The sequence below is a fragment of the Achromobacter sp. MFA1 R4 genome (assembly GCF_900156745.1).
Taxonomy (GTDB): Bacteria; Pseudomonadota; Gammaproteobacteria; order Burkholderiales; family Burkholderiaceae_B; genus Achromobacter.
In genome coordinates this window covers 5,404,844-5,427,915 of record NZ_LT707065.1, presented here as the reverse complement: position 1 = coordinate 5,427,915, position 23,072 = coordinate 5,404,844, and the positions used below count along the sequence as shown (strand labels likewise).

At 67.0% G+C, this 23,072-nt stretch carries 17 protein-coding genes and 1 pseudogene; 10 read left to right on the top strand and 8 right to left on the bottom strand.

The features are described 5' to 3' along the window. Positions 1-51: 51 nt before the first annotated feature. The 3 genes from BXA00_RS24815 to gmk are packed head-to-tail and all read right to left on the bottom strand — an operon-like array spanning position 52 to position 3,249. Positions 52-2,346, bottom strand: coding sequence for a bifunctional (p)ppGpp synthetase/guanosine-3',5'-bis(diphosphate) 3'-pyrophosphohydrolase (locus BXA00_RS24815; RefSeq protein WP_076521031.1), 2,295 nt, complete (start codon positions 2,344-2,346; stop codon positions 52-54). Positions 2,347-2,368: 22 nt separating this feature from the next. Then, positions 2,369-2,572: a DNA-directed RNA polymerase subunit omega gene (gene rpoZ / locus BXA00_RS24810; RefSeq protein ID WP_006219679.1), complete on the bottom strand. Its 204-nt coding sequence runs from the start codon at positions 2,570-2,572 to the stop codon at positions 2,369-2,371. A gap of 44 nt (positions 2,573-2,616) precedes the next feature. Continuing rightward, entirely contained in the window at positions 2,617-3,249 is a 633-nt protein-coding gene (gene gmk, locus BXA00_RS24805; protein ID WP_076521030.1) for a guanylate kinase, read from the bottom strand. 153 nt (positions 3,250-3,402) lie between these two features. Here gmk and BXA00_RS24800 point away from each other — a divergent pair, with 153 nt between their 5' ends. Next, the gene (locus BXA00_RS24800; protein ID WP_076521029.1) at positions 3,403-4,173 is read left to right on the top strand and encodes an SDR family oxidoreductase; all 771 of its coding nucleotides are present in this window, start codon (positions 3,403-3,405) and stop codon (positions 4,171-4,173) included. Between the two features lie 93 nt (positions 4,174-4,266). On the opposite strand, the gene BXA00_RS24795 is transcribed toward BXA00_RS24800, so the two are convergent. Next, positions 4,267-4,863, bottom strand: a complete 597-nt coding sequence (locus BXA00_RS24795; protein ID WP_076521028.1) for a C40 family peptidase — start codon at positions 4,861-4,863, stop codon at positions 4,267-4,269. A gap of 373 nt (positions 4,864-5,236) precedes the next feature. Between BXA00_RS24795 and BXA00_RS24790 the strand changes: the two genes are divergently transcribed. Both BXA00_RS24790 and BXA00_RS24785 read left to right on the top strand, forming a co-directional pair. After that, a complete protein-coding gene (locus BXA00_RS24790) occupies positions 5,237-6,736 on the top strand; it encodes an AMP nucleosidase (RefSeq protein WP_369825584.1) in 1,500 nt (499 codons plus the stop codon). A gap of 156 nt (positions 6,737-6,892) precedes the next feature. Continuing rightward, positions 6,893-8,452, top strand: coding sequence for an amino acid permease (locus BXA00_RS24785; protein WP_255376744.1), 1,560 nt, complete (start codon positions 6,893-6,895; stop codon positions 8,450-8,452). 19 nt (positions 8,453-8,471) lie between these two features. On the opposite strand, the gene BXA00_RS24780 is transcribed toward BXA00_RS24785, so the two are convergent. After that, on the bottom strand, positions 8,472-9,404 hold the full coding sequence (locus BXA00_RS24780) for a YicC/YloC family endoribonuclease (RefSeq protein ID WP_076521027.1): 933 nt from the start codon (positions 9,402-9,404) through the stop codon (positions 8,472-8,474). Between the two features lie 184 nt (positions 9,405-9,588). Here BXA00_RS24780 and rph point away from each other — a divergent pair, with 184 nt between their 5' ends. After that, positions 9,589-10,323, top strand: a complete 735-nt coding sequence (gene rph / locus BXA00_RS24775) for a ribonuclease PH (protein ID WP_076521026.1) — start codon at positions 9,589-9,591, stop codon at positions 10,321-10,323. Between the two features lie 7 nt (positions 10,324-10,330). Here the strand turns inward: rph and BXA00_RS24770 are convergent, their stop codons facing one another. After that, positions 10,331-11,713 carry an MmgE/PrpD family protein gene (locus BXA00_RS24770; RefSeq protein ID WP_076521025.1) on the bottom strand — a complete coding sequence of 461 codons (1,383 nt, stop codon included), beginning with the start codon at positions 11,711-11,713 and terminating at the stop codon, positions 10,331-10,333. 16 nt (positions 11,714-11,729) lie between these two features. Then, positions 11,730-12,890, bottom strand: a complete 1,161-nt coding sequence (locus tag BXA00_RS24765; protein ID WP_076521024.1) for an acyl-CoA dehydrogenase family protein — start codon at positions 12,888-12,890, stop codon at positions 11,730-11,732. Between the two features lie 229 nt (positions 12,891-13,119). Between BXA00_RS24765 and BXA00_RS24760 the strand changes: the two are divergent. After that, a pseudogene (locus BXA00_RS24760) lies at positions 13,120-14,505 on the top strand (methyl-accepting chemotaxis protein); the annotation flags it as partial. A 198-nt stretch (positions 14,506-14,703) separates the two neighbouring features. Here the strand turns inward: BXA00_RS24760 and BXA00_RS24755 are convergent. Then, positions 14,704-16,473 (bottom strand): EAL domain-containing protein, encoded by a 1,770-nt coding sequence (locus BXA00_RS24755; RefSeq protein WP_083714484.1) that lies wholly within the window; start codon positions 16,471-16,473, stop codon positions 14,704-14,706. 313 nt (positions 16,474-16,786) lie between these two features. On the opposite strand from BXA00_RS24755, the gene rdgB reads away from it, so the two are divergent. The 5 genes from rdgB to ntrC all read left to right on the top strand — a co-directional run bounded on the left by rdgB (position 16,787) and on the right by ntrC (position 23,017). Then, positions 16,787-17,410: an RdgB/HAM1 family non-canonical purine NTP pyrophosphatase gene (gene rdgB / locus BXA00_RS24750; RefSeq protein WP_076521022.1), complete on the top strand. Its 624-nt coding sequence runs from the start codon at positions 16,787-16,789 to the stop codon at positions 17,408-17,410. A 33-nt stretch (positions 17,411-17,443) separates the two neighbouring features. After that, positions 17,444-18,664: a radical SAM family heme chaperone HemW gene (gene hemW / locus BXA00_RS24745; protein WP_076521021.1), complete on the top strand. Its 1,221-nt coding sequence runs from the start codon at positions 17,444-17,446 to the stop codon at positions 18,662-18,664. A gap of 184 nt (positions 18,665-18,848) precedes the next feature. Then, positions 18,849-20,261, top strand: a complete 1,413-nt coding sequence (gene glnA / locus BXA00_RS24740) for a type I glutamate--ammonia ligase (RefSeq protein ID WP_076521020.1) — start codon at positions 18,849-18,851, stop codon at positions 20,259-20,261. Positions 20,262-20,447: 186 nt separating this feature from the next. Beyond that, positions 20,448-21,512, top strand: coding sequence for a nitrogen regulation protein NR(II) (gene glnL / locus BXA00_RS24735; RefSeq protein WP_076521019.1), 1,065 nt, complete (start codon positions 20,448-20,450; stop codon positions 21,510-21,512). Beyond that, entirely contained in the window at positions 21,512-23,017 is a 1,506-nt protein-coding gene (gene ntrC, locus BXA00_RS24730; protein ID WP_076521018.1) for a nitrogen regulation protein NR(I), read from the top strand. Before glnL ends, ntrC begins: the two co-directional genes overlap by 1 nt. Positions 23,018-23,072: the final 55 nt, after the last annotated feature.

The following is a 23,072-nucleotide window of genomic DNA, read 5'->3' as shown; positions in this document are numbered from 1 at the left end:
GCCCGGCACGGCCGGACGCCTTTGGTTGGCCTGGAGAGCGTGAGCCCGGCCTCAGCCCTTCACACGAACGATCTTCTGCACCTGCGGCACATGCCGGATCGCGCGGATGACCTGGGCCAGGTGCTTGCGGCTGTCGACCTGGATCGTCAGGTGCAGCGACACGGTGGCGACGGCATCATCATGCATCGTGACGTGGACGATGTTGGCGTCGGCGGCGGTGACTTCGGCCGCCAGCCGTCCCAGCACGCCGCGTTCATTGCGCGTGACGATGTCCAGGCGCGTGGCCAGGTGCTTGGCGGTCTGCGCGTCCCAACCCACGCTGATCCAGCGCTCGGGTTCGCGCAGGCGTTGGCGCATCGCCACGGGGCAGTCGGCGGTATGCACCACCAGGCCATGGCCCATGCGCATCCCGGCCACGATGGGGTCGCCGGGCAGCGGGCCGCAGCAGGGGGCCAGTTGCACGGCCTGGCCTTCGTTGCCCTGGATCAGGATGGGCGCGCTGCGCGCCGAGGTCAGTTCGTCCACCGCGGCGGCGGTGGTGGCGACCAGTTGGTGCTCGGGTGCGAAGCGGCGCGCGACGACCGCCGCCAGCCGCTTGCCCAAGCCGATGTCGGCCAGGATTTCCTCGCGCGAGCTGGCGCCCGTGCTGCGCGCCAGCTTCTGCCATGCCGGGTCGTCCGTGGCGGGCAGGGGCATATGCAGCTCCTGCATCGCCTGGGCGAGCAGCCGCTCGCCAAAGGCGACCGACTCTTCGTACTTGACCGTGCGCAGGTAGTGCCGGATCTCGGAGCGCGCCCGGCCGGTGCGCACGTAATTGAGCCACTGCGCGTTGGGACGCGAGGCCGGGGACGTGACGATTTCCACGGTGTCGCCGCTGCTCAGTTCGGTGCGCAGGGGGACGAACTCGCCGTTGACCTTGGCCGCCACCGCCTGGTTGCCGATGTCGGTGTGGATCGCATAGGCGAAATCCACCGGCGTGGCGCCCCGGGGCAGCGAAATGATCTTGCCGCGCGGCGTGAACACGTAGACGGCATCCGGAAACAGGTCGACCTTGACGTGTTCGAGGAATTCGCCGGAATCGCCGGTCTGGCTCTGGATGTCCAGCAGCGATTGCAGCCACTGGTGGGTGCGCTTCTGCAGGTCGTTGAGCGTCAGGTCCGCGCCCTTGTACAGCCAGTGCGAGGCCACGCCTTCTTCCGCGACATGATGCATGTCGCGCGTGCGGAACTGGAATTCAACCGGCGTGCCGTAGGGACCGACCAGTGTGGTGTGCAGGGACTGGTAGCCGTTCACCTTGGGGATGGCGATGTAGTCCTTGAACTTGCCGGGCACCGGGCGGAACAACTGGTGCAGCGTGCCCAGCGCCAGATAGCACTCGGGCAGCGTATGGACCACGACCCGGAAACCGTAGATGTCCAGCACGTCCGAGAACGACTTCTTCTGGTCGACCATCTTGCGGTAGATGCCGAACAGCGTCTTTTCGCGGCCGCTGACCTCGGCTTCGATGCCCGCGGCGGGCAGCGCGGCGCGCACGGAATCGGCGATCTTGGTGATGACCTCGCGACGATTGCCGCGCGCGGCCAGCACGGCCTTGTACAGCACCTGGTAGCGGTTGGGGTACATCGCGGCAAAGCACAGGTCCTGCAGTTCGCGGAACAGCAGGTTCAGGCCCAGCCGGTGCGCGATGGGCGCGTAGATGTCCAGGGTCTCGCGGGCGATGCGGCGGCGCTTTTCGGGATTGACCGCGTCCAGCGTGCGCATGTTGTGCAGCCGGTCGGCCAGCTTGATGAGGATGACGCGCACGTCGCGCGCCATCGCCAGCAGCATTTTCCGGAAGCTTTCAGCCTGTTGTTCCGCCTTGGTGGCGAAATCCAGGCGGTCCAGCTTGGACAGGCCATCGACCAGTTCCGCGACTTCGGGGCCGAATCGTTCGGCCAGCTCGTGCTTGGCGATGCCCTGGTCTTCCATCACGTCGTGCAGCAGGGCGGCAGACAGCGCGTTGACGTCGAGCTTCCAGCCCGCGCAGATTTCCGTGACGGCGATGGGATGAGAGATGTAGGGCGATCCGCTGGCGCGGAACTGGCCCAGGTGCGCCTGGTCCGCGAAGCGATAGGCTTCGCGCACGCGCTCTACATCGTTCTTGTCGAGATAGCTGCCGATGATTTCGGTCAGCGGCGCCAGCGAGGCGACCGGAGATCCGGTCGCGTCCGCCGCTTCTTGCGCGGCGACGGACGGTGGCGTGGGGGAGTTCTTGTCTTTCTTGCCCGTGCGGCGCCCGAGACGGGAGCCGGCACGCAGTGCGGCAAGCAGACCAGATGAAGCGTACTTCAGCCCGGGAAAAGCCATGCTAGCAGCCCCCCGGCAGTGATCAGGTGGGAACTTTACGCAGCATTTCCACGCCGGTGAGGCCGCCCGCGATTTCGCGCAGTGCAGTGACCGTGGGCTTGTCTTTGCTGTCCAGGCGCGGGGCATGGCCTTGCGCCAATTCACGGGCACGGTACGTCGCGGCCAGCGTGAGCTTGAAACGGTTGGGGATTTGATTCAGACAGTCTTCGACGGTAATGCGAGCCATTAGGACACCTGGTGCTGATGGAAGAGAGGGAGAATGCGTTCGGCTCAGTGTTCGGCCGGGATGCCAAGTTGGGCAAACAAGTCGGCGTGCCGGGCGGCCTGAGACGAAAAGCGTAGCCGCGCGGCGCTGACAATTTGGGTCAGTTCCGACAAGGCTACGCTAAATTCTTGATTAATAATAACATATTCGCATTCAGGCGCGTGGGCGATTTCGCCGCCCGCCGCCATCAGCCGGCGGGCGATGACCTGCGGCGCATCCTGGCCGCGCGCCTTGAGCCGACTTTCGAGTTCGTCGATGGAGGGCGGCAGCACAAAAATGCCGATCGCGCCGGGGAAACGCTGCCTCACCTGGCGCGCGCCCTGCCAGTCGATTTCAAGCAGCACGTCGCGGCCCTGGCTGGTGGCCTCGTCGATGCGATCGCGGGGGGTGCCGTAGAAATTGCCGTGGACTTCGGCCCATTCCAGCAGGTTCTGGGCTTCGCGCATGCGCTTGAATTCGTCGGTCGACACGAACCGGTATTCACGGCCGTCTGCTTCGCCCGGGCGGGGCGCGCGCGTGGTGCACGAAATGGAAAGCAGGATGGAAGGATCCTGGGCGAGCAGGGCCTTCACGAGGCTGGACTTGCCGGCGCCGCTGGGCGCGACGACCATGAAGACGTTTCCGGGAGTGGCGTGCATGAATGAATGTGACCGGCGTGTGATGCTAAGACTCGAAGAATAGCAAATCGCGCGGCGCGGCTGTTGAAAGTGTGTTGCGCTTGGAACCTTCGCTTGCAGCATCCGCGGGACGATTCGGGTAGGATTTCGCGCATCCATAAGCAGGAGAATCCGATGACGACGAACGAGATCGACCCACCCCGCGTGGCCTTGGTAACCGGCGCCGGCACCGGCATAGGCCGCGCGGTTGCCCTGGAATTCCTGGCGCAGGGCTACCGGGTCGTGCTGGCCGGCCGCCGGCGCGAGCCGCTCGAAGCCACGCGCACCGCTGCGGGCGAAGACGGTTTGCGGGCGCTGGTGGTGCCCACGGACGTGTCGGACGAGCAGGCGGTCCGGGATCTCTTCGATACCGCCCAGCGCGAATACGGCCGCCTCGACGTGCTCTTCAATAACGCCGGGCGCGGCGCGCCGGCGGTGCCGATCGAGGAATTGCCGGTGTCCGTCTGGCGCGATGTGGTCGACACCAACCTGACCGGCATGTTTCTGTGCGCCCAGGCCGCGATACGCATCATGAAGGCGCAGACCCCGCGCGGCGGACGCATCATCAACAATGGCTCGATCTCCTCGCACGCCCCGCGTCCGTTCTCGATCGCCTACACGGCCACCAAGCATGCCGTGACCGGCCTGACCAAGTCGATTTCGCTGGATTGCCGGCCGTACAACATCGCCTGCGGCCAGATCGACATCGGCAACGCCGCGACCGAAATGACCGAGCGCATGGCCGCCGGCATCCTGCAGGCCGACGGCAGCACCAAGGTGGAGCCGCGCATGGACGTGGCCCACGTGGCGCAGGCCGTGGCCGCCATGGCCCGCCTGCCGCTGGACGCCAACGTGCAGTTCATGACGCTGATGGCCACCAACATGCCGTTCGTGGGCCGGGGCTGACGCTTCCGGTCAAGCAGCGGGCATTGGGCGCACGGCCTTCGGTCATGCGCCCATCCGTCCCCCAGGGCGCCGGCCCGTAATGTGCTTGCCGGCTCAGCGCGAGGCTTGGGCCAACATCTGCTTGGGCGGCGTGTCCAGGTAGGCGCGGGCGCCGAGGTAGCGCTTGGACCAGTACGCGGATTTCATGTCGTCCACCCGCACCTTCGTGCCGCGGCGCGGCGCGTGCACGAATTTGTTCTGGCCGATGTAAATGCCCACGTGCGAGGTCACGCCCCGTCCGCGGGTGGCGAAAAACACCAGGTCGCCAGGACGCAGTTCCTTATTGGCGGCGACTTTGTGCCCCTCGGAGCGCTGCGCGCGGGCGGTGCGGGGCAGTTCGAGTCCGGCGATTTCGCGGAAGACATATAGAACGAGGCCGCTGCAATCAAAACCGTCGGCGTCGTCGCCGCCCCAGCTGTACGGCGTGCCGATGGCTTCCAGGCCGGCCTGCACGACGCGTTCGCGCAGCGTGGGCACCGTGGGCTCTTGCGCCAGGCGCAGGCCGCTGAGGGTGGGGCGGGCCTGATCGGAAGCCAGCGATGCGTGGGCGGCGCCGGGAGTCCAGGACAGGGTCAGGGCCAACAGCGGCGCTGACAGGAATGCGGGAATGCGGAAAAAGGAAAAGCGGACTTTTCGCGTGGGCGGAGTCATTACGTCACTTCAAGAATCGGAGTGGGCGGCATGGCTTTGCCTGGGGTGGCAAGCCGGCGGAAAAGGGAGCGGTTCGCAGGCGGAACACCCGGAACGCCTCACGATTATAGTGTAATAATATTCCATTACATTTGTAGTGCAATGCAGCATTATCGGCCGCCCGCCGTTACGGCCTTCCCACTGGCTGGCGTAACAGGACTCCCCCTGGCGATCCCGGACGCGGCAAGGAGGCGCGGGTATCCCCATCCGCGTGCGGGCCTGTCACGTGATCGCGCACCGCCTCGGGCATAATCGACTGCATCGGCTCCCCGCGGCGCCGCCGCGCGCGGCAAGGGATTCGAGCAAGACAGATAAGAAGGCGGAGTAAAGCTCAATGATGAACGCAGTACACCTTTTGTCGTCCTTCAACCGGCCCGAGGCGTTGCCCTTCGAACCCTTCCAGGACGCGCAGTCCGCGGTGGACCGGCTGGCTGAAATCTATGCGCGCAACACGGCTTTTTTGCGTACTGCCTTTCGTGAGGTCTTGAAGGACCCCGGCAATGGCGCCGCCCGTTTCAGGGCCTATTACCCAGCCATCCGCATCGTCGTGGATACCTACGACCCCATCGACACCCGGCTTTCGTACGGCCATGTCGCCGAACCGGGCATCTACCAGACGACCATCACGCAGCCGGCGCTGTTTCGCGATTACCTGATCGAGCAGGTCGGCCAGTTGTTGCAGAACCATCGGGTGGCGGTTGAAGTGGGCGAATCCGATTCGCCGATTCCGCTGCACTTTGCCTTTCCCGAGGGCGCCTACGTGGAAGGCGAGCACCTGGAGGCGCTCAAGCGGCCCCTGCGCGACCTGTTCGACGTGCCGGACCTGGCGGTCACGGACGACGCCATCGTCAACGGCTCCTGGCGGGGCAAGGAAGGCGAGCCCCGGCCGCTCGCGCCGTTCACGGCGCAGCGGGTCGATTATTCGCTGCACCGGCTGCAGCACTACACCTCGACCGCGCCGGCGCACTTCCAGAATTTCGTGCTGTTCACCAATTACCAGTTTTATGTGGACGAGTTCTGCGCGCGCGCCCGCGCGCTCATGTCCAGCGGCAACGAAGACTACGAGATGCTCGTCGAGCCGGGCAATCGCATCACCCGCCGCGGCGAAAGCGGCCCGGGCGACGAGGTCCAGCCGGTGCGGCTGCCGCAGATGCCCGCGTACCACCTGGTACGCGGCGACCATTCCGGCATCACCCTGGTGAACATCGGCGTCGGGCCGTCCAACGCCAAGACGATCACGGACCACATCGCCGTGCTGCGCCCGCACGCCTGGCTCATGCTCGGGCACTGCGCCGGCCTGCGGGATTCGCAGCGGCTGGGCGACTACGTGCTGGCGCATGGGTACGTGCGCGAAGACCACGTGCTGGACGACGACCTGCCCACCTGGGTGCCGGTGCCGGCGCTTGCCGAGGTGCAGGTTGCGCTGGAGCAGGCGGTGGAAGAGGTGGCCGGGCTGTCCGGGTGGGACTTGAAGCGCATCATGCGCACAGGCACGGTGGCGACCATCGACAACCGGAACTGGGAATTGCGCGATCACGTCGACCTGGTGGAACGCTTCGCGCAGTCGCGCGCGATCGCCCTGGACATGGAGTCCGCCACGATCGCGGCGAACGGCTTCCGGTTTCGGGTGCCTTACGGGACCCTGCTGTGCGTGTCGGACAAGCCCCTGCACGGCGAACTGAAGCTGCCGGGCATGGCCAGCGCGTTCTATCGGCGCCAGGTCAACCAGCATCTGGAAATCGGCATCCGGGCGCTGGAGCGCCTGCGGGACATGCCGCCGGAGCGGCTGCATTCGCGCAAGCTGCGCACGTTCATGGAAACAGCGTTTCAATAAATGCGAGGCGGGCGGGGCGCCAGGACGGTTGATCCGTCCCCCGCCGCCGGTCATTTTTCATGTCGGGGCCGATTGCGCTATTCTCGCGCGTTGCTCGGATTTCCCAGGGCCTACGCGCTGCGTTGCGCGGGGCCTGCAGACGTGAAGGAATGCATTTTGGCTCCATCGGAACACGATGATCGCCGCTCAGGCGGCACGCGCAAATCGGAGGCGGGCAGGCCGTCCGAACTGCGGCGCACGCTGTCCGCGCGCCACCTGACGATGATCGCCGTGGGCGGGTCGATCGGCACCGGGCTGTTCGTGGCGTCGGGCGCGACCATCGCGAAGGCCGGCCCCGGCGGCGCGCTGCTGGGCTACGTGCTGATCGGCATCATGGTCTATTTCCTGATGACCAGCCTGGGCGAACTGGCGGCCGCGATGCCGGTGTCGGGCTCGTTTTCCACGTACGGCGCGCGCTACGTCGAAGACGGTTTCGGCTTCGCGCTGGGCTGGAACTATTGGTACAACTGGGCCGTCACGGTTGCGGTGGACCTGGTGGCGGCGCAGCTCGTCATGGCGTATTGGTTTCCGGACGTGCCCGGCTTCTACTGGAGCGCCTTGTTCCTGGCGGTCACCTTCGGGCTGAACGCCCTGTCTGCCCGAGGGTTCGGCGAGGCGGAATTCTGGTTCGCCCTCATCAAGGTGATCGCCGTGCTGGCTTTCGTCGTCATGGGCGTGATGATGCTGCTGGGCATCATCCGCGGCGGCGACACCGGGGGCCTTGCCAACTGGACCGTGGGCGACGCGCCTTTCGCCGGCGGGTTCGCCGCGCTGATCGGCGTGGCGATGGTGGTGGGCTTTTCGTTCCAGGGCACCGAGCTTATCGGCATCGCCGCGGGCGAATCCAAGGACCCGGCGCGCAACCTGCCGCGCGCGGTGCGCCAGGTGTTCTGGCGCATCCTGCTGTTCTACGTGGCGGCCATCCTGGTCATCGGCCTGCTGATTCCCTATACCGATCCCCATCTGCTGCGCAACGACGTGGAAGACATCAGCGTCAGCCCGTTCGCGTTGATTTTCGAGCGGGCCGGTCTGTTGGGGGCGGCATCGGTCATGAATGCCGTCGTGCTGACCTCGGTGCTGTCGGCCGGCAACTCGGGCATGTACGCGGCGACGCGCATGCTGTACAGCCTGGCGCGCGAAGGCAAGGCGCCGCGCATTTTCGGGCGCATTTCGCATAGCGGCGTGCCGCTGTGGGCGTTGCTGGCCACCACGGCCGTCGCGGCGCTGTGCTTCTTCACGTTCATCTTCAGCCCCAACGCCGTCTATATCTGGCTGCTCAACACGTCGGGGATGACCGGCTTCATCGCGTGGCTGGGCATCGCCATCAGCCACTACCGTTTCCGCCGGGGCTACGTGAAGCAGGGCAACAGCCTGGCCGATCTGCCCTATGTGTCCCCGTTCTTTCCCTTCGGTCCGATCTTCGCGTTCGTGCTGTGCCTGGTCATCACGCTGGGCCAGAACTACCAGGCCTTCCTGCAGGACCGGATCGACTGGGGCGGGGTGGTGGCCACGTATATCGGCATTCCGCTCTTCCTGCTGATCTGGGCGGGCTACCGGCTGGCGCGCGGGTCGCGCGTTGTCAGCTACCGCGACATGCGCTTCCCGGATGCGCGCGCCCGCAGGGATTATCTGGATTCGGCGCTGCGCGGCGAGCCGGCCACGGGCGAGATCCGCTGAACGAGGGGCGCAACCCCCCTTATTCGATGTTCTGCGCCTGTTCGCGCATCTGCTCGATCAGCAGTTTCAGGTCCATCGCGGCGCGGGTGACTTCCATGCTGCCGGCCTTGGAGCCCAGCGTGTTGGCTTCGCGGTTCATTTCCTGGAACAGGAAGTCCAGGCGCTTGCCGGCGCTGCCGGCGTTCTTCTTGCCGGCGGACGGCTTGCCGCCGCCGTCCGTGAGCAGGTGCCGCAGTTCTTCCAGGTGCGAGCGCAGACGGGACAGCTCTTCGGCCACGTCGATGCGCAAGGCGAACAGGTTGGCTTCCTGGGACAGGCGTTCGGACAATTCGGCGCCGGAGATATGGGCAAAACCGCCGGGGAAGGCCGATTCCACGCTTTCGCGCAGCTTGGCGGCCTGCCGGTCGCGGTGGTCGGCCAGGAGTTGCGGCAGGTGGGCCTGCACGATGTCGACCACGCGGGCGACGCCGTCGGCGCATTCGCGCATCATGCCGGCGAGACGTTCGCCTTCGCGTTCGCGGCCTTCCTGCAATTGCGTCAGGGCCTGCTGGGCGGCCTGCAGGCAGGCGGCGCCCCAGATCTGCGGATCGAGCGCGTCATTGCCACGCTGGCCGGGCCAGTTGAACAGCTCGGCCAGGCGCGGCGAGGCGATGTCGGGGATGATGCGGCGGGCGGCCTGGAGCTGTTCGGCCAGGCTTTCGAGCCAGGCTGGGTCCAGCTTGGACAGGTCCGCGCTGGCGGCGCGGGTATAGGAAACGCGGATCTCCACCTTGCCGCGGGCCAGGTTGGCCGTCAGCAGTTCGCGCAGCGGCGTTTCGACGTGGCGCAGCTCGTCGGGCAGGCGGAAATACAGGTCGAGAAAGCGGCTGTTGACGCTGCGCAGTTCTATGGCAAGCGTGCCTTGTTCTAGGTCTGCTCGGGCGTTGCCGAAGGCGGTCATGCTGCGGATCATGATGGGCGTGTCCTGGTGATTCTTGGGGTGGAAGCCGGTTGCGCCGGGGCCCGCGGCGCCCAGGTCGTGGGCAGCGGGTCTGTGTTTTCAACCGGATGCATCGCGGCAGGATACTCCAAGCGCGCTGTTCCCGTGGCGCCTGCCCGTACAATGCCGCGAATCGAAGCCATGTCTGGAGCCCGCTGTGACCACTCTATCCACCCTTGCCCGGCCCTCGGGCCGCGCCGTCGAGCAATTGCGTCCTTTCAGCCTGGAGCGCGGCTTCACGCGCTACGCCGAAGGGTCGGTGCTGGTGAAGGCGGGCGATACCCACGTGCTGTGCACGGCAAGCGTCCTGGACAAGGTGCCGCCTTTCCTCAAGGGCAAGGGCGAAGGGTGGGTGACGGCGGAATACGGCATGTTGCCGCGCGCCACCCACACGCGCGGCGACCGCGAGGCGGCGCGCGGCAAGCAGAGCGGCCGCACGCAGGAAATCCAGCGCCTGATCGGCCGCAGCCTGCGCGCCGTGTTCGACATGAAGGCGCTGGGCGAGCGCACGCTCCACCTGGACTGCGACGTGCTGCAAGCCGACGGCGGTACGCGGTGCGCCAGCATCACTGGCGCCTGGGTGGCGGCGGCCGATGCGGTCGCGCTGCTGATGAAACGGGGCGACCTGACGGCCAATCCCATCCGCGACGCGGTGGCCGCGGTGTCCGTGGGGCTGGTGGGCGGGCAGGCGGTGCTGGACCTGGACTATCAGGAAGATTCCGCCTGCGACGCCGACGTGAACGTCATCATGACCGGCAGCGGCGCCTTCGTGGAGGTGCAGGGCACGGGCGAAGGGGCGACCTTCACGCGTGCCGAACTGGATACGATGCTGGTGCTGGCCGAGAACGGCATCGCCAACCTGGTGAAGGCCCAGCGCGCCGCCCTGGCGTAGCGGCCGGTCAGGCAGATTGCCGGGGCAGCAGCGCGTCCACCTTGCCCCGGTTCTCCAGTGCCCAGATCGTGGCGATCAAGCCGCGAAGTTCGGGTTCGGTCGCGGCGTCCGCATAGCGGCCCAGGCTGAGCGTCTTGTCCTCGATCTCCGCGCGGCTCAGGGTGTTGCCCGGATCGCCCTTGGGCTCGTCCACCCGTCCATGCAGCGTGCGTCCGTCGCGGGTATGCACCGTGACTTTGCCGATCCAGCGCTGCGGATAGGCGCCATCGACCTCGTCGTCCAGCACCATTTCCACCTTGCCGCGGAAAGCCGCGACGCCTGGGTCATCCAGGCCGGCGTCGAATTCCGCCAGCCCGGCGCGACCTTTGCGGGCGATCAGCGCCAGCACCGTTCCCATCGAGAACTTGGACTGGTGCACCGTCTGCGGGTTGACGACGGGGCCCAGCACATCGATGGCGCCCTGGTGGACGTGCGCCACGACGCGCTCGACGTCGGCTTCGGTGAGGCCGTTGTCGCGCAGGGCCTGCTGCAGGGCGTCGGCCGCCGGGTGCGTGTGCCGGCATGACGCGTGGAACTTGAATGAGGTTTCGGCCAGCGCCCAGCGCTGGCCCAGGCGGTCGCACAGGCGGCTGGGATCGGCGTCCGTGGACATGCCGGCGGCCATGCCCTGCGGGCCTTCGAGGATGTGCCGGGCGCCCGTGAAACCTTCCCGGGCCAGGTAGGCCGCGGTGATGCCGTCGGCCGCCGCCTTGGCGGTGTGAAGCTGCTTGGAATCGGCGGCGTCGCGCAGGAACTCCCAGAGTCCGGCCGCCTGCGTGCCGGCCGAACCCAGCGCGTGGAGCATCTGCTCGGGCGTCAGGCCCAGCAAGCGTCCGGTGGTGACGGCGGCGGCCAACGTGCCCGCCGTCCCCGTGGTGTGGAAGATCTTGTAGTGGGACCGGCCCAGGAATTCGCCCACGCGGATGCCGACCTCGTAGCCCGCCACCGCGGCGGTGAGCAGGTCGCGGCCCGACGCGCCCAAGGCCTGGGCGACGGCCAGGGCAGGGGGGAACACGACCGCGGCGGGGTGGAAGACCGACCCGTTGTGCACGTCGTCCTGCTCGACCACATGCGCGGCGGCGGCGTTCACCATGGCCGCAAACAGCGGCGTCGTGCGGCGGCGGGTGATCAGGACTTCGCTGGGACCATCCGCCGGGCCCATCGCCGCGGCGTAGCGGTCGATGGCCTGGACGGCGCGGGCGGAGGCCCCGGCCAGGATCGAGGCCAGGCAATCGAGCAGCAGGTCTTCGGCGCGGCGCAGCACGGGCGCCGGGATGTCTTCGTAGCGCAGGTTGGCGGCAAAGGCCGCGAGTTGGGCGCTCAGGTGCGGGGTGTCTTGGTCAGCGTTCATGGGCAAGGGTGGCGTGTCAGAAGGAGCGGGGCAGGCCCAGGATGTGTTCGGCGACGTACGACAGGATCAGGTTGGTCGAGATGGGCGCGACCTGGTAGAGGCGGGTTTCGCGGAACTTGCGCTCGACGTCGTACTCGTTGGCAAAGCCGAAGCCGCCGTGGAACTGCAGGCAGGCATTGGCCGCTTCCCAGGACGCGTCGGCGGCCAGCAGCTTGGCCATGTTGGCCTGGGCGCCGCACGGCTCGTGGGCGTCGAACAGGCGGCAGGCCTCGTAGCGCATCAGGCTGGCGGCTTCGACGTTGATGTGGGCGCGGGCGATGGGGAACTGCACGCCCTGGTTCTGCCCGATGGGGCGGCCGAACACCACGCGCTCTTTGGCATAGGCCGTGACCTTGTCGACAAACCAGTAGCCATCGCCGATGCACTCGGCGGCGATCAGCGTGCGTTCGGCGTTCAGGCCGTCCAGGATGTATTTGAAGCCTTTGCCTTCTTCGCCGATCAGGTTTTCTTCGGGGATTTCCAGGTTGTCGAAGAAGAGCTCGTTGGTCTCGTGGTTGACCATGTTGGGGATGGGGCGGATCGACATGCCGTGCTTGACCGCGTGGTGCAGGTCGACCAGGAAGATCGACATGCCTTCGGACTTGCGCGTCACCTGGTCGAGCGGCGTGGTGCGCGCCAGCAGGATCATCAGGTCCGAATGCTGCACGCGCGAGATCCAGACCTTCTGGCCGTTGATGACGTACCGGTCGCCGCGCTTGACCGCGGTGGTCTTGATCTTGGTGGTGTCGGTGCCGGTGGTGGGTTCGGTCACGCCCATGGACTGCAGGCGCAGTTCGCCGGCGGCGATGCGGGGCAGGTATTCACGCTTCTGGGCTTCGGAGCCGTGGCGCAGCAGCGTGCCCATGTTGTACATCTGGCCGTGGCAGGCGCCGGAGTTGCCGCCGCTGCGGTTGATTTCTTCCATGATGACCGAGGCCTCGGTCAGTCCCAGGCCCGAGCCGCCGTATTCCTGCGGGATCAGGGCGGCCAGCCAGCCGGCTTCGGTGAGGGCGCGGACGAAATCCTCGGGGTAGCCGCGCGCCTCGTCGATCTTGCGGAAGTAGTCGGCAGGGAACTGGGCGCAGAGGTCGCGCACGGCTTCGCGGATGTCCTGGTAGGCGTGGGAGGCGTGGGGCATAGGGCTGCTTATCGGGTGGGTGGGATGGTTCGATTCAGCATCGAATGTGCCGCAACACGGCAGACGTGCCAATTCACAATTCGTTAATACGGGGTTCCTGATCGCAAAAGCGCGCCTTCATGACGGCAGTGCGACATGCGGTTCCGAGGTTGTGTCAAGAAATTGCCAAACTGGGTGGCCATAATCCGCAGCACTGCCGCGCAGGCGGCGAGGCTACACACGGATTCATATGCGGAAAAATCTGAGGGTCACGACGGCGCTGTCGGCCATTCTTGCCTTGTTCGTCGTGCTGTTCGCGGTCGCCGCGGCGGCGGGCATCACGGTATTGCGCGACAACCGCGCGGATATCGAGGCCTTGGGGCGCGGCAGCATCGAAAGGGCGAGCGATCTGGCCGACATGACCAGCCGGCTGTTCCAGGCGCGCGCGGCCCTGACGGACGCCAAGACCGCCATGGAGGGCGGCCTTGAAGAGGCGCGCAACACGTCGCTCGCGCAGGCCGACACCTTGCTCAAGCAGGCCGCGGCCAGCCTGGCGCGGCTGCGCGCCAACCCGGACGACAGTGCGCAGGGCGCGCCGCTTTTCGGGCAGGTGCTGGCGGCCTATGCCGCCTTCGCGGACCAGACCCTGGTTCCGATGCACAAGGCGATCCAGGGCTGGAACGGCATTGAGGTCAACCGCCTGACGGACAAGGCATTGCCCGCCAGCGGCGCGGCCTATGTCCAGCGGGCCGAGGGCTACCAAGCCTTTGCGCGCGCACGGGGCCAGGAAGCGGTGGCGGGCGCAAGCCGCACGCTGGAGCGGGTGATCCTGGTCGCGGCTGGCGTGCTGGGCTTCGTGCTGATCCTGGCCGTGCTGATCCGCCTGGCATTTCGCCGCAGCATCCTGCGCCCGCTCAACGAGGCGGGCGCGCACTTCGACCGCATTGCGGACGGGGACCTGACCGGCGCGATCGCCCTGCGCGGCGACAACGAGATCGGCGTGCTGTATTCGGCGATGCGGCGCATGCAGACGGGGCTGTCGGCCGCGGTGGCGTCGGTGCGCCAGGGCGTCGAGGAAATCCACACGGGGTCCGGCGAGATCGCGGCCGGGGGCGCCGACATGTCGGACCGCGCGGCGCGCCAGGCCGGGTCGCTGCAGGAAGCGGCGGCCAACATGACGCAGCTTGCGCACACCGTGCAGCTGACCGCTGGCAATGCCGACCTGGCGAGCCGCCAGGCGCTGAGCGCCACGCAACTGGCGCAGCGCGGCGGCCAGGCGGTCGATGAAGTCGTGCACAGCATGCAGGGCATCGCGGACAGCGCGCGGCGCATCGGCGAGATCGTGGGTGTGGTGGACAGCATCGCCTTCCAGACCAACATTCTTGCGCTGAACGCGGCGGTGGAAGCGGCGCGCGCCGGCGAGCAGGGCAAGGGATTTGCGGTGGTGGCGGGCGAGGTGCGGTCGCTCGCCCAGCGCAGCGCGCAGGCGGCCCGCGAGATCAAGGGCCTGATCGAAGACTCGGCCGGGCGGGTGGACGCCGGCGTGCGCCACGTGAAGCTGGCGGGCGAGACCATGCGCGACATGGTCGCGTCCGTGGACAGCGTCACGCAGATCGTGGCCGAGATTTCCAGCGCCACGGCCGAACAGGCTGCGGGCATTGCGTCGGTGAACGATGCCGTGGCCGACATCGAGCGCGCCACGCAGGAAACCGCCGCCATGGTCGAGCAGACGGCGGCGGCAGCGGCCGCGCTGGAATCGCAGGCGCAGGGATTGCGCCGCGCCGTGGCCAAGTTCCAGATCGCCCAGGGGGCGCAGCCCGCCGGCGTCCAGGCCTTAGCCGGTGAGTTGCGGCAGGATGGCCCCGGCGTAGCGCTCGGCCACCAGCGACAGGTTCCCGTGCTTGACCTTGTGCTTGACATGCGCGGCAGCCGACGCGATGTCCTCCGGGCGGATGCGCTCGCATAGCGAGGGTGTGACGGTCAGGGCGCCCACGCCCAGCGTCACGAAGGGAAAGAAGCGCGGCACGCCGTAGCGGTCCTCGGCCTCGATGCCGCCGTTGCGGCGGCCCTGTTCGTCGTACAGGGCCACCGCCGCCTCGTTGAACTCCGCGATGATGCGCTCGATGCGCGCCATCCAGTCCGCGCTGCGCAGCAGCACGACGAAGTCGTCGCCGCCCACGTGTCCTACAAAGTCGCGCTGCGGATCGCAGTGGCGTTTGATGACCTCGGCGGTGAGCATGATCATGTCGTCGCCGCGCCAATAGCCGTAGACGTCATTGAACGGCTTGAAGTTGTTCAGGTCGCCGTAGCAGATGGTGAAGTCGGCGGCGTCTTCCAGCAGCGTGGCGATGTGCCGGCTGATGGGAATGTTGCCCGGCAGCGAGGTGAGCGGATTGGCGTAGCGGGCGGCCTCGATGCGCATTTCGGTCACCGAGCGCACCAGCGTCTCGCCCGTGGCCAGGCCGTCGTAGCGGCCCTCGCGGGTGATGATCAGCCCGTCCATCAGGTAGCGCTGGTCTTCGGAGATCAGCACATGGCTCAACTGGTCGATGGACACGTTCACGTCCACCAGCACGGGCTCGGCATTCATGAAGGTCGAGCAGGCATCGCGCCCGAACAGCTCGCGCGTGTAGCGCTGGGCGTAGTGTTCCGAGAAATCCCGCCGGTTGATGATGCCGACCGGCCGGTTGTCGCCGTCGATCACCGCCACGGCGTGCAGGTTCTTGTGTTCGATGAACAGCCGGTGCACGTCGTCGTTGGTGTGCTTGGTCAGCAGGGCGGCCGGCGCCTCGACCCGCAGGCTGGCCGCGGTACCGCCCGCCGAGCGTTGCGACACCGGGGCCGACGAGCGCGAGCGCAGCGAATCGCGCAGCGGCGGCGTCAGTTCGGTCAACAGCGTCTCGTCGGGCATGCCCAGGAACCAGCCCTGCGCGTAGCGGATGTCCAGTTCGCGCACCACCGCCAGGTCCGCGGCGGTTTCGATGCCTTCGGCAACGACCGAGGTGCCCAGGTGCTGCGCGACCTTCAGAATGGCGCGCACCATGTTCTGCTTGCGCTCGTCGTGGCCGATGCCGTCAAAGAAATAACGGTCGATCTTGACCAGCTCGGGCTGGGTTTCCGCCCAGAGTTGCAGATTGGAATTGCCGACGCCGTAGTCGTCGAGCGCGATGCGCATGCCGGCCTCGCGCAGGCAGGCGAATGCGTCGTGCAGCTCGCCCATGCGGTCCGACAGCGGGTCCTGTTCGGTGAGCTCGACGATGATGTTGCCCGGTTCGAGTGCGCAATCCTTGAGCAGCCGGGCCGGCATGTCGTGGCCCCACAGCGTCCAGTAATGGAGCAGGGCCGATCCGGACAGGTTGAGGAACAGCTTGCCGGCGGCGTCGTTCTGTTCAAACCCGCGCGCCCCGGCGCGGAAGCTGGCCAGTTCGAGCTGCGGATGCAGCCCCTGGCGGCGCGCCTCGGCAAACAGGGCGTCGGGAAAGTGCAGGGGAGTGTCGGCGGGGCCGCGGATCAGGCTTTCGTGGCCATAGATACGGCTGTGCGACAGGTCGACCACCGGCTGGAAGCGGGGCCGCAACAATCTTTCGCGCAGGATGCCGGCCAGGCTGGCATGGGCGGGCGCTCCGTGGGCTGGGTTGAGGAGTGCGCGGGACGCGGCCGGCCTGGGCAAAGCGTGAAGTGAGTTCATCGCCGGGGCATTGAGATACGATCAGTGACAAGATGGGTCATATTGACGACAAAATATGTCTGCGTTGTTGCGCCGCGCTGTTGCGCCGCATTGTTTCGCCGAATCGTGACGTGCAATATTCAGTCGCTGTTACAAAAGTGTCAACCGGCATTTGCGGTCCCCGGCGGTACCCGCGCCTGCATCGTGGGATGCGCGCCCGCAGGGGGCCGGGGCCTATACAATCCGCGCTATGACTTCCCCCAAGATTCCCGATACCCTGCGCCGCGTCGTCCTGGCGTCCAACAATGCCGGCAAGCTGCGCGAGTTTTCCGCCTTGTTCGCGCCCCTGGGCATTGAACTGGTTCCGCAAGGCGACCTGGGCGTGCCTGAAGCCGAAGAGCCGCACGTCACGTTCGTCGAGAACGCGTTGGCCAAGGCGCGCCACGCCAGCCGCCTCACCGGGCTGCCGGCGCTGGCCGATGACTCCGGCCTGTGCGTGGCTGCGTTGGACGGCGCGCCCGGCGTCTATTCGGCGCGCTATGCCAAGATGCACGGCGGAGAAAAGTCCGATGCGGCCAACAACGCGCTGCTGGTGCGCAACCTGGCGGACGTGGCCGACCGCAGCGCCTGGTACGTGGCCGTTCTGGCCCTGGTGCGATCCGAAAACGATCCGCGCCCGATCATCGGCGAAGGCCTGTGGCACGGCGAGATCATCGACGTGCCCGAAGGCGCCAACGGCTTTGGCTACGATCCGCATTTCTACCTGCCCGACATGGCGCTGACCGCCGCGTCGCTGGATCCCGACGAAAAGAACCGGGTCAGCCACCGCGCCCGGGCGCTGCGCGAGCTGCTCAGCAAGCTGAGCCAGGCCTGACCAAGGCGCCCCCCGGGGCGCCAGGAATTTTGCATGTCCATCACCATACCCATCCGCAATGACATGGGCGCACCCGCGTCGCGACTGGTCGTGCCCGCGGGCGCCACGCTGACCAGCCTGCCGCCGCTGTCGGTCTACGTCCACGTGCCCTGGTGCGTGCGCAAGTGTCCTTATTGCGACTTCAATTCACACGCCGCGCCGGGCGAAATCCCGGAACGCGCTTATCTGGATGCCCTGCGCAGCGACCTGGAGCAGTCGTTGCCGTCGATCTGGGGCCGCCAGGTGATTTCCGTCTTCATCGGCGGCGGCACGCCCAGCCTGCTGTCCGCCGCCGGGCTGGACGAACTGCTGGCCATGCTTCGGGCCTATTTGAATCTGTGGCCGGACGCCGAGATCACGATGGAGGCCAACCCCGGCACGGCCGAGGCGGACCGCTTCCGGGACTACGCGGCCAGCGGCGTCACCCGGTTTTCGCTGGGCATCCAGAGCTTTGACGACGCGCAGCTCAAGAAGCTGGGCCGCATCCATGACGCCGCCCAGGCCCGCGCCGCGATCGACATGGCCCAGCGCGCCGCGCCGCGGGTCAACCTGGACATGATGTTCGCTTTGCCCGGCCAGACGCTGGACGCCTGTAGAACCGATCTACGGCAGGCCATTGCCTTCGGCACCGAGCATCTGTCGCTGTATCACCTGACCATGGAGCCCAATACGGTCTTCGCGAAGTTCCCGCCCGAAGACCTGCCCGACGACGACACCAGCGCCGCCATGCAGGACGCGGTGGAAGCCGATCTGGCCGCGGCGGGGCTGGCGCGCTATGAGGTGTCGGCTTACGCCAAGCCGGGCGGGCGTTGCCGGCACAACATGAATTACTGGGAATTCGGCGACTACCTGGGCATCGGTCCCGGCGCGCACGGCAAGCTGTCGTTTCACGACCGCATCGTGCGCGAGGCCCGGCTGCGCAGTCCGGACTCCTGGATGCAGGCAGCCATGGCGCGCGACGGCAGCCATCTGGCCGAAAGCCACCAGGTCGGGCCGGACGAGCTGCCGTTCGAATTCATGCTCAATGCGCTGCGCCTGAAAGAGGGCGTGGCGGCCACCGCCTTCCATGAACGCACCGGCTTGTCGCTTGCCGTCATCGCGCACCAATTGGAGGCAGCCTCGAAACGGGGCCTGCTGGACGCCGATCCCACCCGCCTGCGGGCCACGCCCTTGGGCTGGCGATTCCTCAATGACCTGCAGGAAATGTTCCTGTAAGGTGCAAGCACCAGGATGGGGCGATCGTGCCCCATCTTTTGCACCACGATGGTGCTACATTTCCCCAAACCCGCACCGCCTCCCTCCGGGAATACCGGGGGTAAAACCTGGCACGCATATTGCTTCCTACTTTTATGCCAGTCGACGGGCAAAGCCCTCGACCCTTTTATCTAATGGAGATGACATGGCAAGCCCGAAAGACGTCCTGAAACAGATCGCCGATAACGAAGTGAAATTCGTGGATTTCCGCTTTACCGATACGGTTGGCCGTGAGCACCACGTTTCCGTGCCCACCACTGCTATCGATGAAGACAAGCTGGAAAGCGGGCAGGCTTTCGACGGTTCGTCGATCCCGGGCTGGAAGGGCATCGAAGCCTCCGACATGCTCCTCATCCCCGACTGCTCCACCGCGAACCTGGATCCGTTCCGCGAAGAGCCGACCCTGATCCTGTCGTGCGACGTGGTCGAACCGTCGGACCTGAAGGGCTATGACCGCGACCCGCGTTCGCTGGCCAAGCGCGCCGAAGCCTACCTGAAGTCCTCCGGCCTGGGCGACACCGCCTACTTCGGTCCGGAACCCGAGTTCTTCGTGTTCGACGGCGTGACCTGGAACACCGACATGTCGGGCACGTTCGTCAAGATCAAGTCCGAAGAAGCCCCGTGGTCCACCGGCCTGGAATTCGAAGGCGGCAACACCGGCCATCGTCCGGGCGTGAAGGGCGGCTACTTCCCCGTCCCGCCGGTCGATTCGTTCCAGGACATGCGCTCGGAAATGTGCCTGCTGATGGAACAGATGGGCGTGCCGGTTGAAGTGCACCACCACGAAGTGGCTGCCCCCGGCCAGCTCGAAATCGGCACCAAGTTCAGCACGCTGGTCCAGCGCGCCGACTGGACGCAGATCGTCAAGTACATCGTGCACAACGTGGCCCACGCCTACGGCAAGACCGCCACGTTCATGCCCAAGCCCGTCGTCGGCGACAACGGCTCCGGCATGCACGTCCACCAGTCCATCTGGAAGGACGGCCAGAACCTGTTCGCGGGCAACGGCTACGCCGGCCTGTCCGAATTCGCCCTGTACTACATCGGCGGCATCATCAAGCACGCGCGTGCCCTGAACGCCATCACCAACCCCGGCACGAACTCGTACAAGCGCCTGGTCCCGCACTTCGAAGCGCCCGTCAAGCTGGCCTACTCGGCCCGCAACCGTTCGGCCTCGATCCGCATCCCCTACGTGGGCAACCCGAAGGGCCGTCGTATCGAAACGCGCTTCCCGGATCCCCTGGCCAACCCGTACCTGGCTTTCTCGGCCCTGATGATGGCCGGCCTGGACGGCATCCAGAACAAGATCCACCCCGGCGATCCGGCCGACAAGAACCTGTACGACCTGCCGCCGGAAGAAGACGCGAAGATCCCGACCGTTTGCGCCTCGCTGGAAGAAGCGCTGGAAGCCCTGGACAAGGACCGCGAGTTCCTGACCCGTGGCGGCGTGTTCAGCAACGACATGATCAACGCCTACATCGACCTGAAGATGGCCGATGTGACGCGTCTGCGCATGACGACGCACCCGGTCGAATTCGACATGTACTACAGCCTCTGATGCATTGAGGCCGTGGCTGGGGGGAGCGCGATGATGTAGGCAGAAACCAGGGCCCACACCATGCGCACCACCAGGTCGCCGTCCGACGAACTGCCTGCCCGGCCCGCGCCGGCGGGCAGGGCGCCGGGCCGGCGCCCCCGTCGCGGACGCGTTCCGCTTTCCCCTGTCCATTCGGGTACGTTGAAAATGAATGTAGAAGCTCTCGATCTGCTAGCCACGTCAGTTTTCCTGGTCAACGAGCGCGGCCACATCGAATACGCCAACGCAGCCGCCGAGGACCTTTTCGGCCGCTCGCGCAAGCAACTGGGCGGGCAGTCCGCCGCCACCCTGTTCGACAATCCAGAGAATATCCAGTCATCGATCGACCGCGCCGCGGGCGGCCGGTACGCGGACGTGAGGCAACTGGCCTCGCTGCGCCGCGCCGCCGAATCCGTGGAAGTCGCCGTGACGACCGTCGGCCTGACCGGCCAGCGTTGGCCGGTGCTGATCGAGACGCGCGAAATCGAGCAGCGCGTCCTGGCCGATCGCAACCACCGGCTGGTGGACGAGATCGAAGCCCACCGCGAATTGCTGCGCAATCTGGCGCATGAAGTCAAAAATCCCCTGGGCGGCCTGCGCGGCGCCGCGCAACTGCTGGAAGCCGAGCTGCCCAGCGCGGCCCTGGCCGAATACACCCAGGTCATCATTTCCGAAGCCGACCGCCTGCAGGCGCTGGTGGACCGCCTGAGCGGTCCGCAACGTGTGCCGCTGAACGCGCGGCCGGTGAACATCCATGAAATCTGCGAGCGCGTCTGCGCGCTCATCCAGGCCGAGTTCCGCAACGACGTCACGATCCAGCGCGATTACGACGCCTCGGTGCCCGACCTGAAGGGCGACGCCGCCCGCCTGATGCAGGCCGTGCTCAACGTGGCGCGCAACGCCGCGCAGGAACTGGTGGCGCGCCCGCAAGGCCCGCAGACCGAGCCCGGCGTGGTCACCTTGCGCACGCGCGTCGCGCGCCAGGTCATGCTGGCGCACCGGCAGCACCGCCTGGCGCTGGTGCTGTCCATCATCGACAACGGTCCGGGCGTGCCGGACCACATCCGCGACCGCATTTTCCATCCGCTGGTCACGGCCAGGGCAGGTGGTACCGGCCTGGGCCTGAGCCTGGCGCAGGATTTCGTGCAGCAGCACGGCGGCATCATCGAATTTGAATCCCGACCGGGGCGCACCGAGTTTCGCCTGGTCCTCCCGATGGAGCCCGCAAACTGATGAAACCCGTATGGATCGTCGACGACGACCAGGCCATCCGCTGGGTCCTCGAAAAGGCCCTGGCCCGCGCTGGCGTCCCCACCCGCAGTTTTTCCCAGTCGGCCGACGTGCTGGAGGCGCTTTCACGCGAAACGCCCGTCGCGCTGGTGTCCGATATCCGCATGCCTGGCGGCAACGGCCTGGAGCTGTTGCGCCAACTGAAGGAGCGCCATCCGGGCTTGCCGGTCATCGTGATGACCGCCTTTGCTGACCTGGACAGCACCGTGTCCGCCTTCCAGGGCGGCGCGTTCGACTACCTGGCCAAGCCCTTCGACGTGAACGAAGCCGTCGCGCTGATCCAGCGCGCCATGCAGGAGTCCGCGCAGCCGGAAGCGCCCGAAGGGCAGGGCGAGGCAGGGCAAAACAATGAGCGCTGGATGATGACGCAGTCGTCATCCACCGCGATGCAGGAAGTCTTCCGCGCCATCGGGCGCCTGGCGCAATCCAAGGTCACCGTGCTGATCACCGGCGAGTCCGGCACCGGCAAGGAACTGGTCGCCCGGGCGCTGCACGGCCACGGCGTGCGCGCCAACGGCCCCTTCGTGGCGCTGAACGCCGCGGCCATTCCGCGCGATCTGCTGGAAGCCGAACTCTTCGGCCATGAACGCGGCGCGTTCACCGGCGCCAACAACCTGCGCCGCGGCCGCTTCGAAGAGGCGCATGGCGGCACCTTGTTCCTGGACGAAATCGGCGACATGCCGATCGAGTTGCAGACGCGCCTGCTGCGCGTGCTGGCCGAGGGCAGCTTTTACCGCGTCGGCGGCGCGCAGCCCGTGCGCGTGGACGTGCGCATCGTGGCGGCCACCCACCAGCCGCTGGAACAGCGGGTCGAACAGGGCCTGTTCCGCGAAGACCTGTTCCATCGCTTGAATGTGATCCGGCTGCGCCTGCCGCCGCTGCGCGAGCGGGTCGAGGACATTCCGGCGTTGGCGCAGCATTTCCTGACAGCCAGCGCGCGCACGCTGGGCGTGCCGGTCAAGCGCCTCACGCCCGAGGCGCTGGCCGTGCTGACCAAGTTCGACTTTCCGGGCAACGTGCGTCAGCTCGAGAACTTCTGCCACTGGCTGACGGTGATGGCGCCCGGCCAGACGGTGGACCGCATCGACCTGCCGCCCGAGATCCGGGCGATGGAACACCAGCCGCCCGCGGGCGCCGCGCCGCTGCGGCCGGCCGTGCCGATGGCAGGGGTGGGCACGGTCGTTCCGGCGGGGGTGCCGGCCGCCGCCAGCGCGGACGACGGCGCACCCCGCAACTGGCAGGACTCCTTGTTGCGCGATGCGCAGTACCGGCTGGAACGCGGCGAGCCCGCGGTGATGGCCACGCTGACGCGCCAATTCGAGAAGATCCTGCTGCAAAGCGCGCTGGACGCCAGCCGCGGCCGGCGCGTGGAAGCCGCGTCGCGCCTGGGCATCGGCCGCAATACCATCACGCGCAAGCTGCGCGAGTTGGGAATCGAGGACGAGTAACCGTCCCGGCGCCGGGCTCGCGGGCCCGCGCCGCGCATTCCCGCCCGCCTGCCCG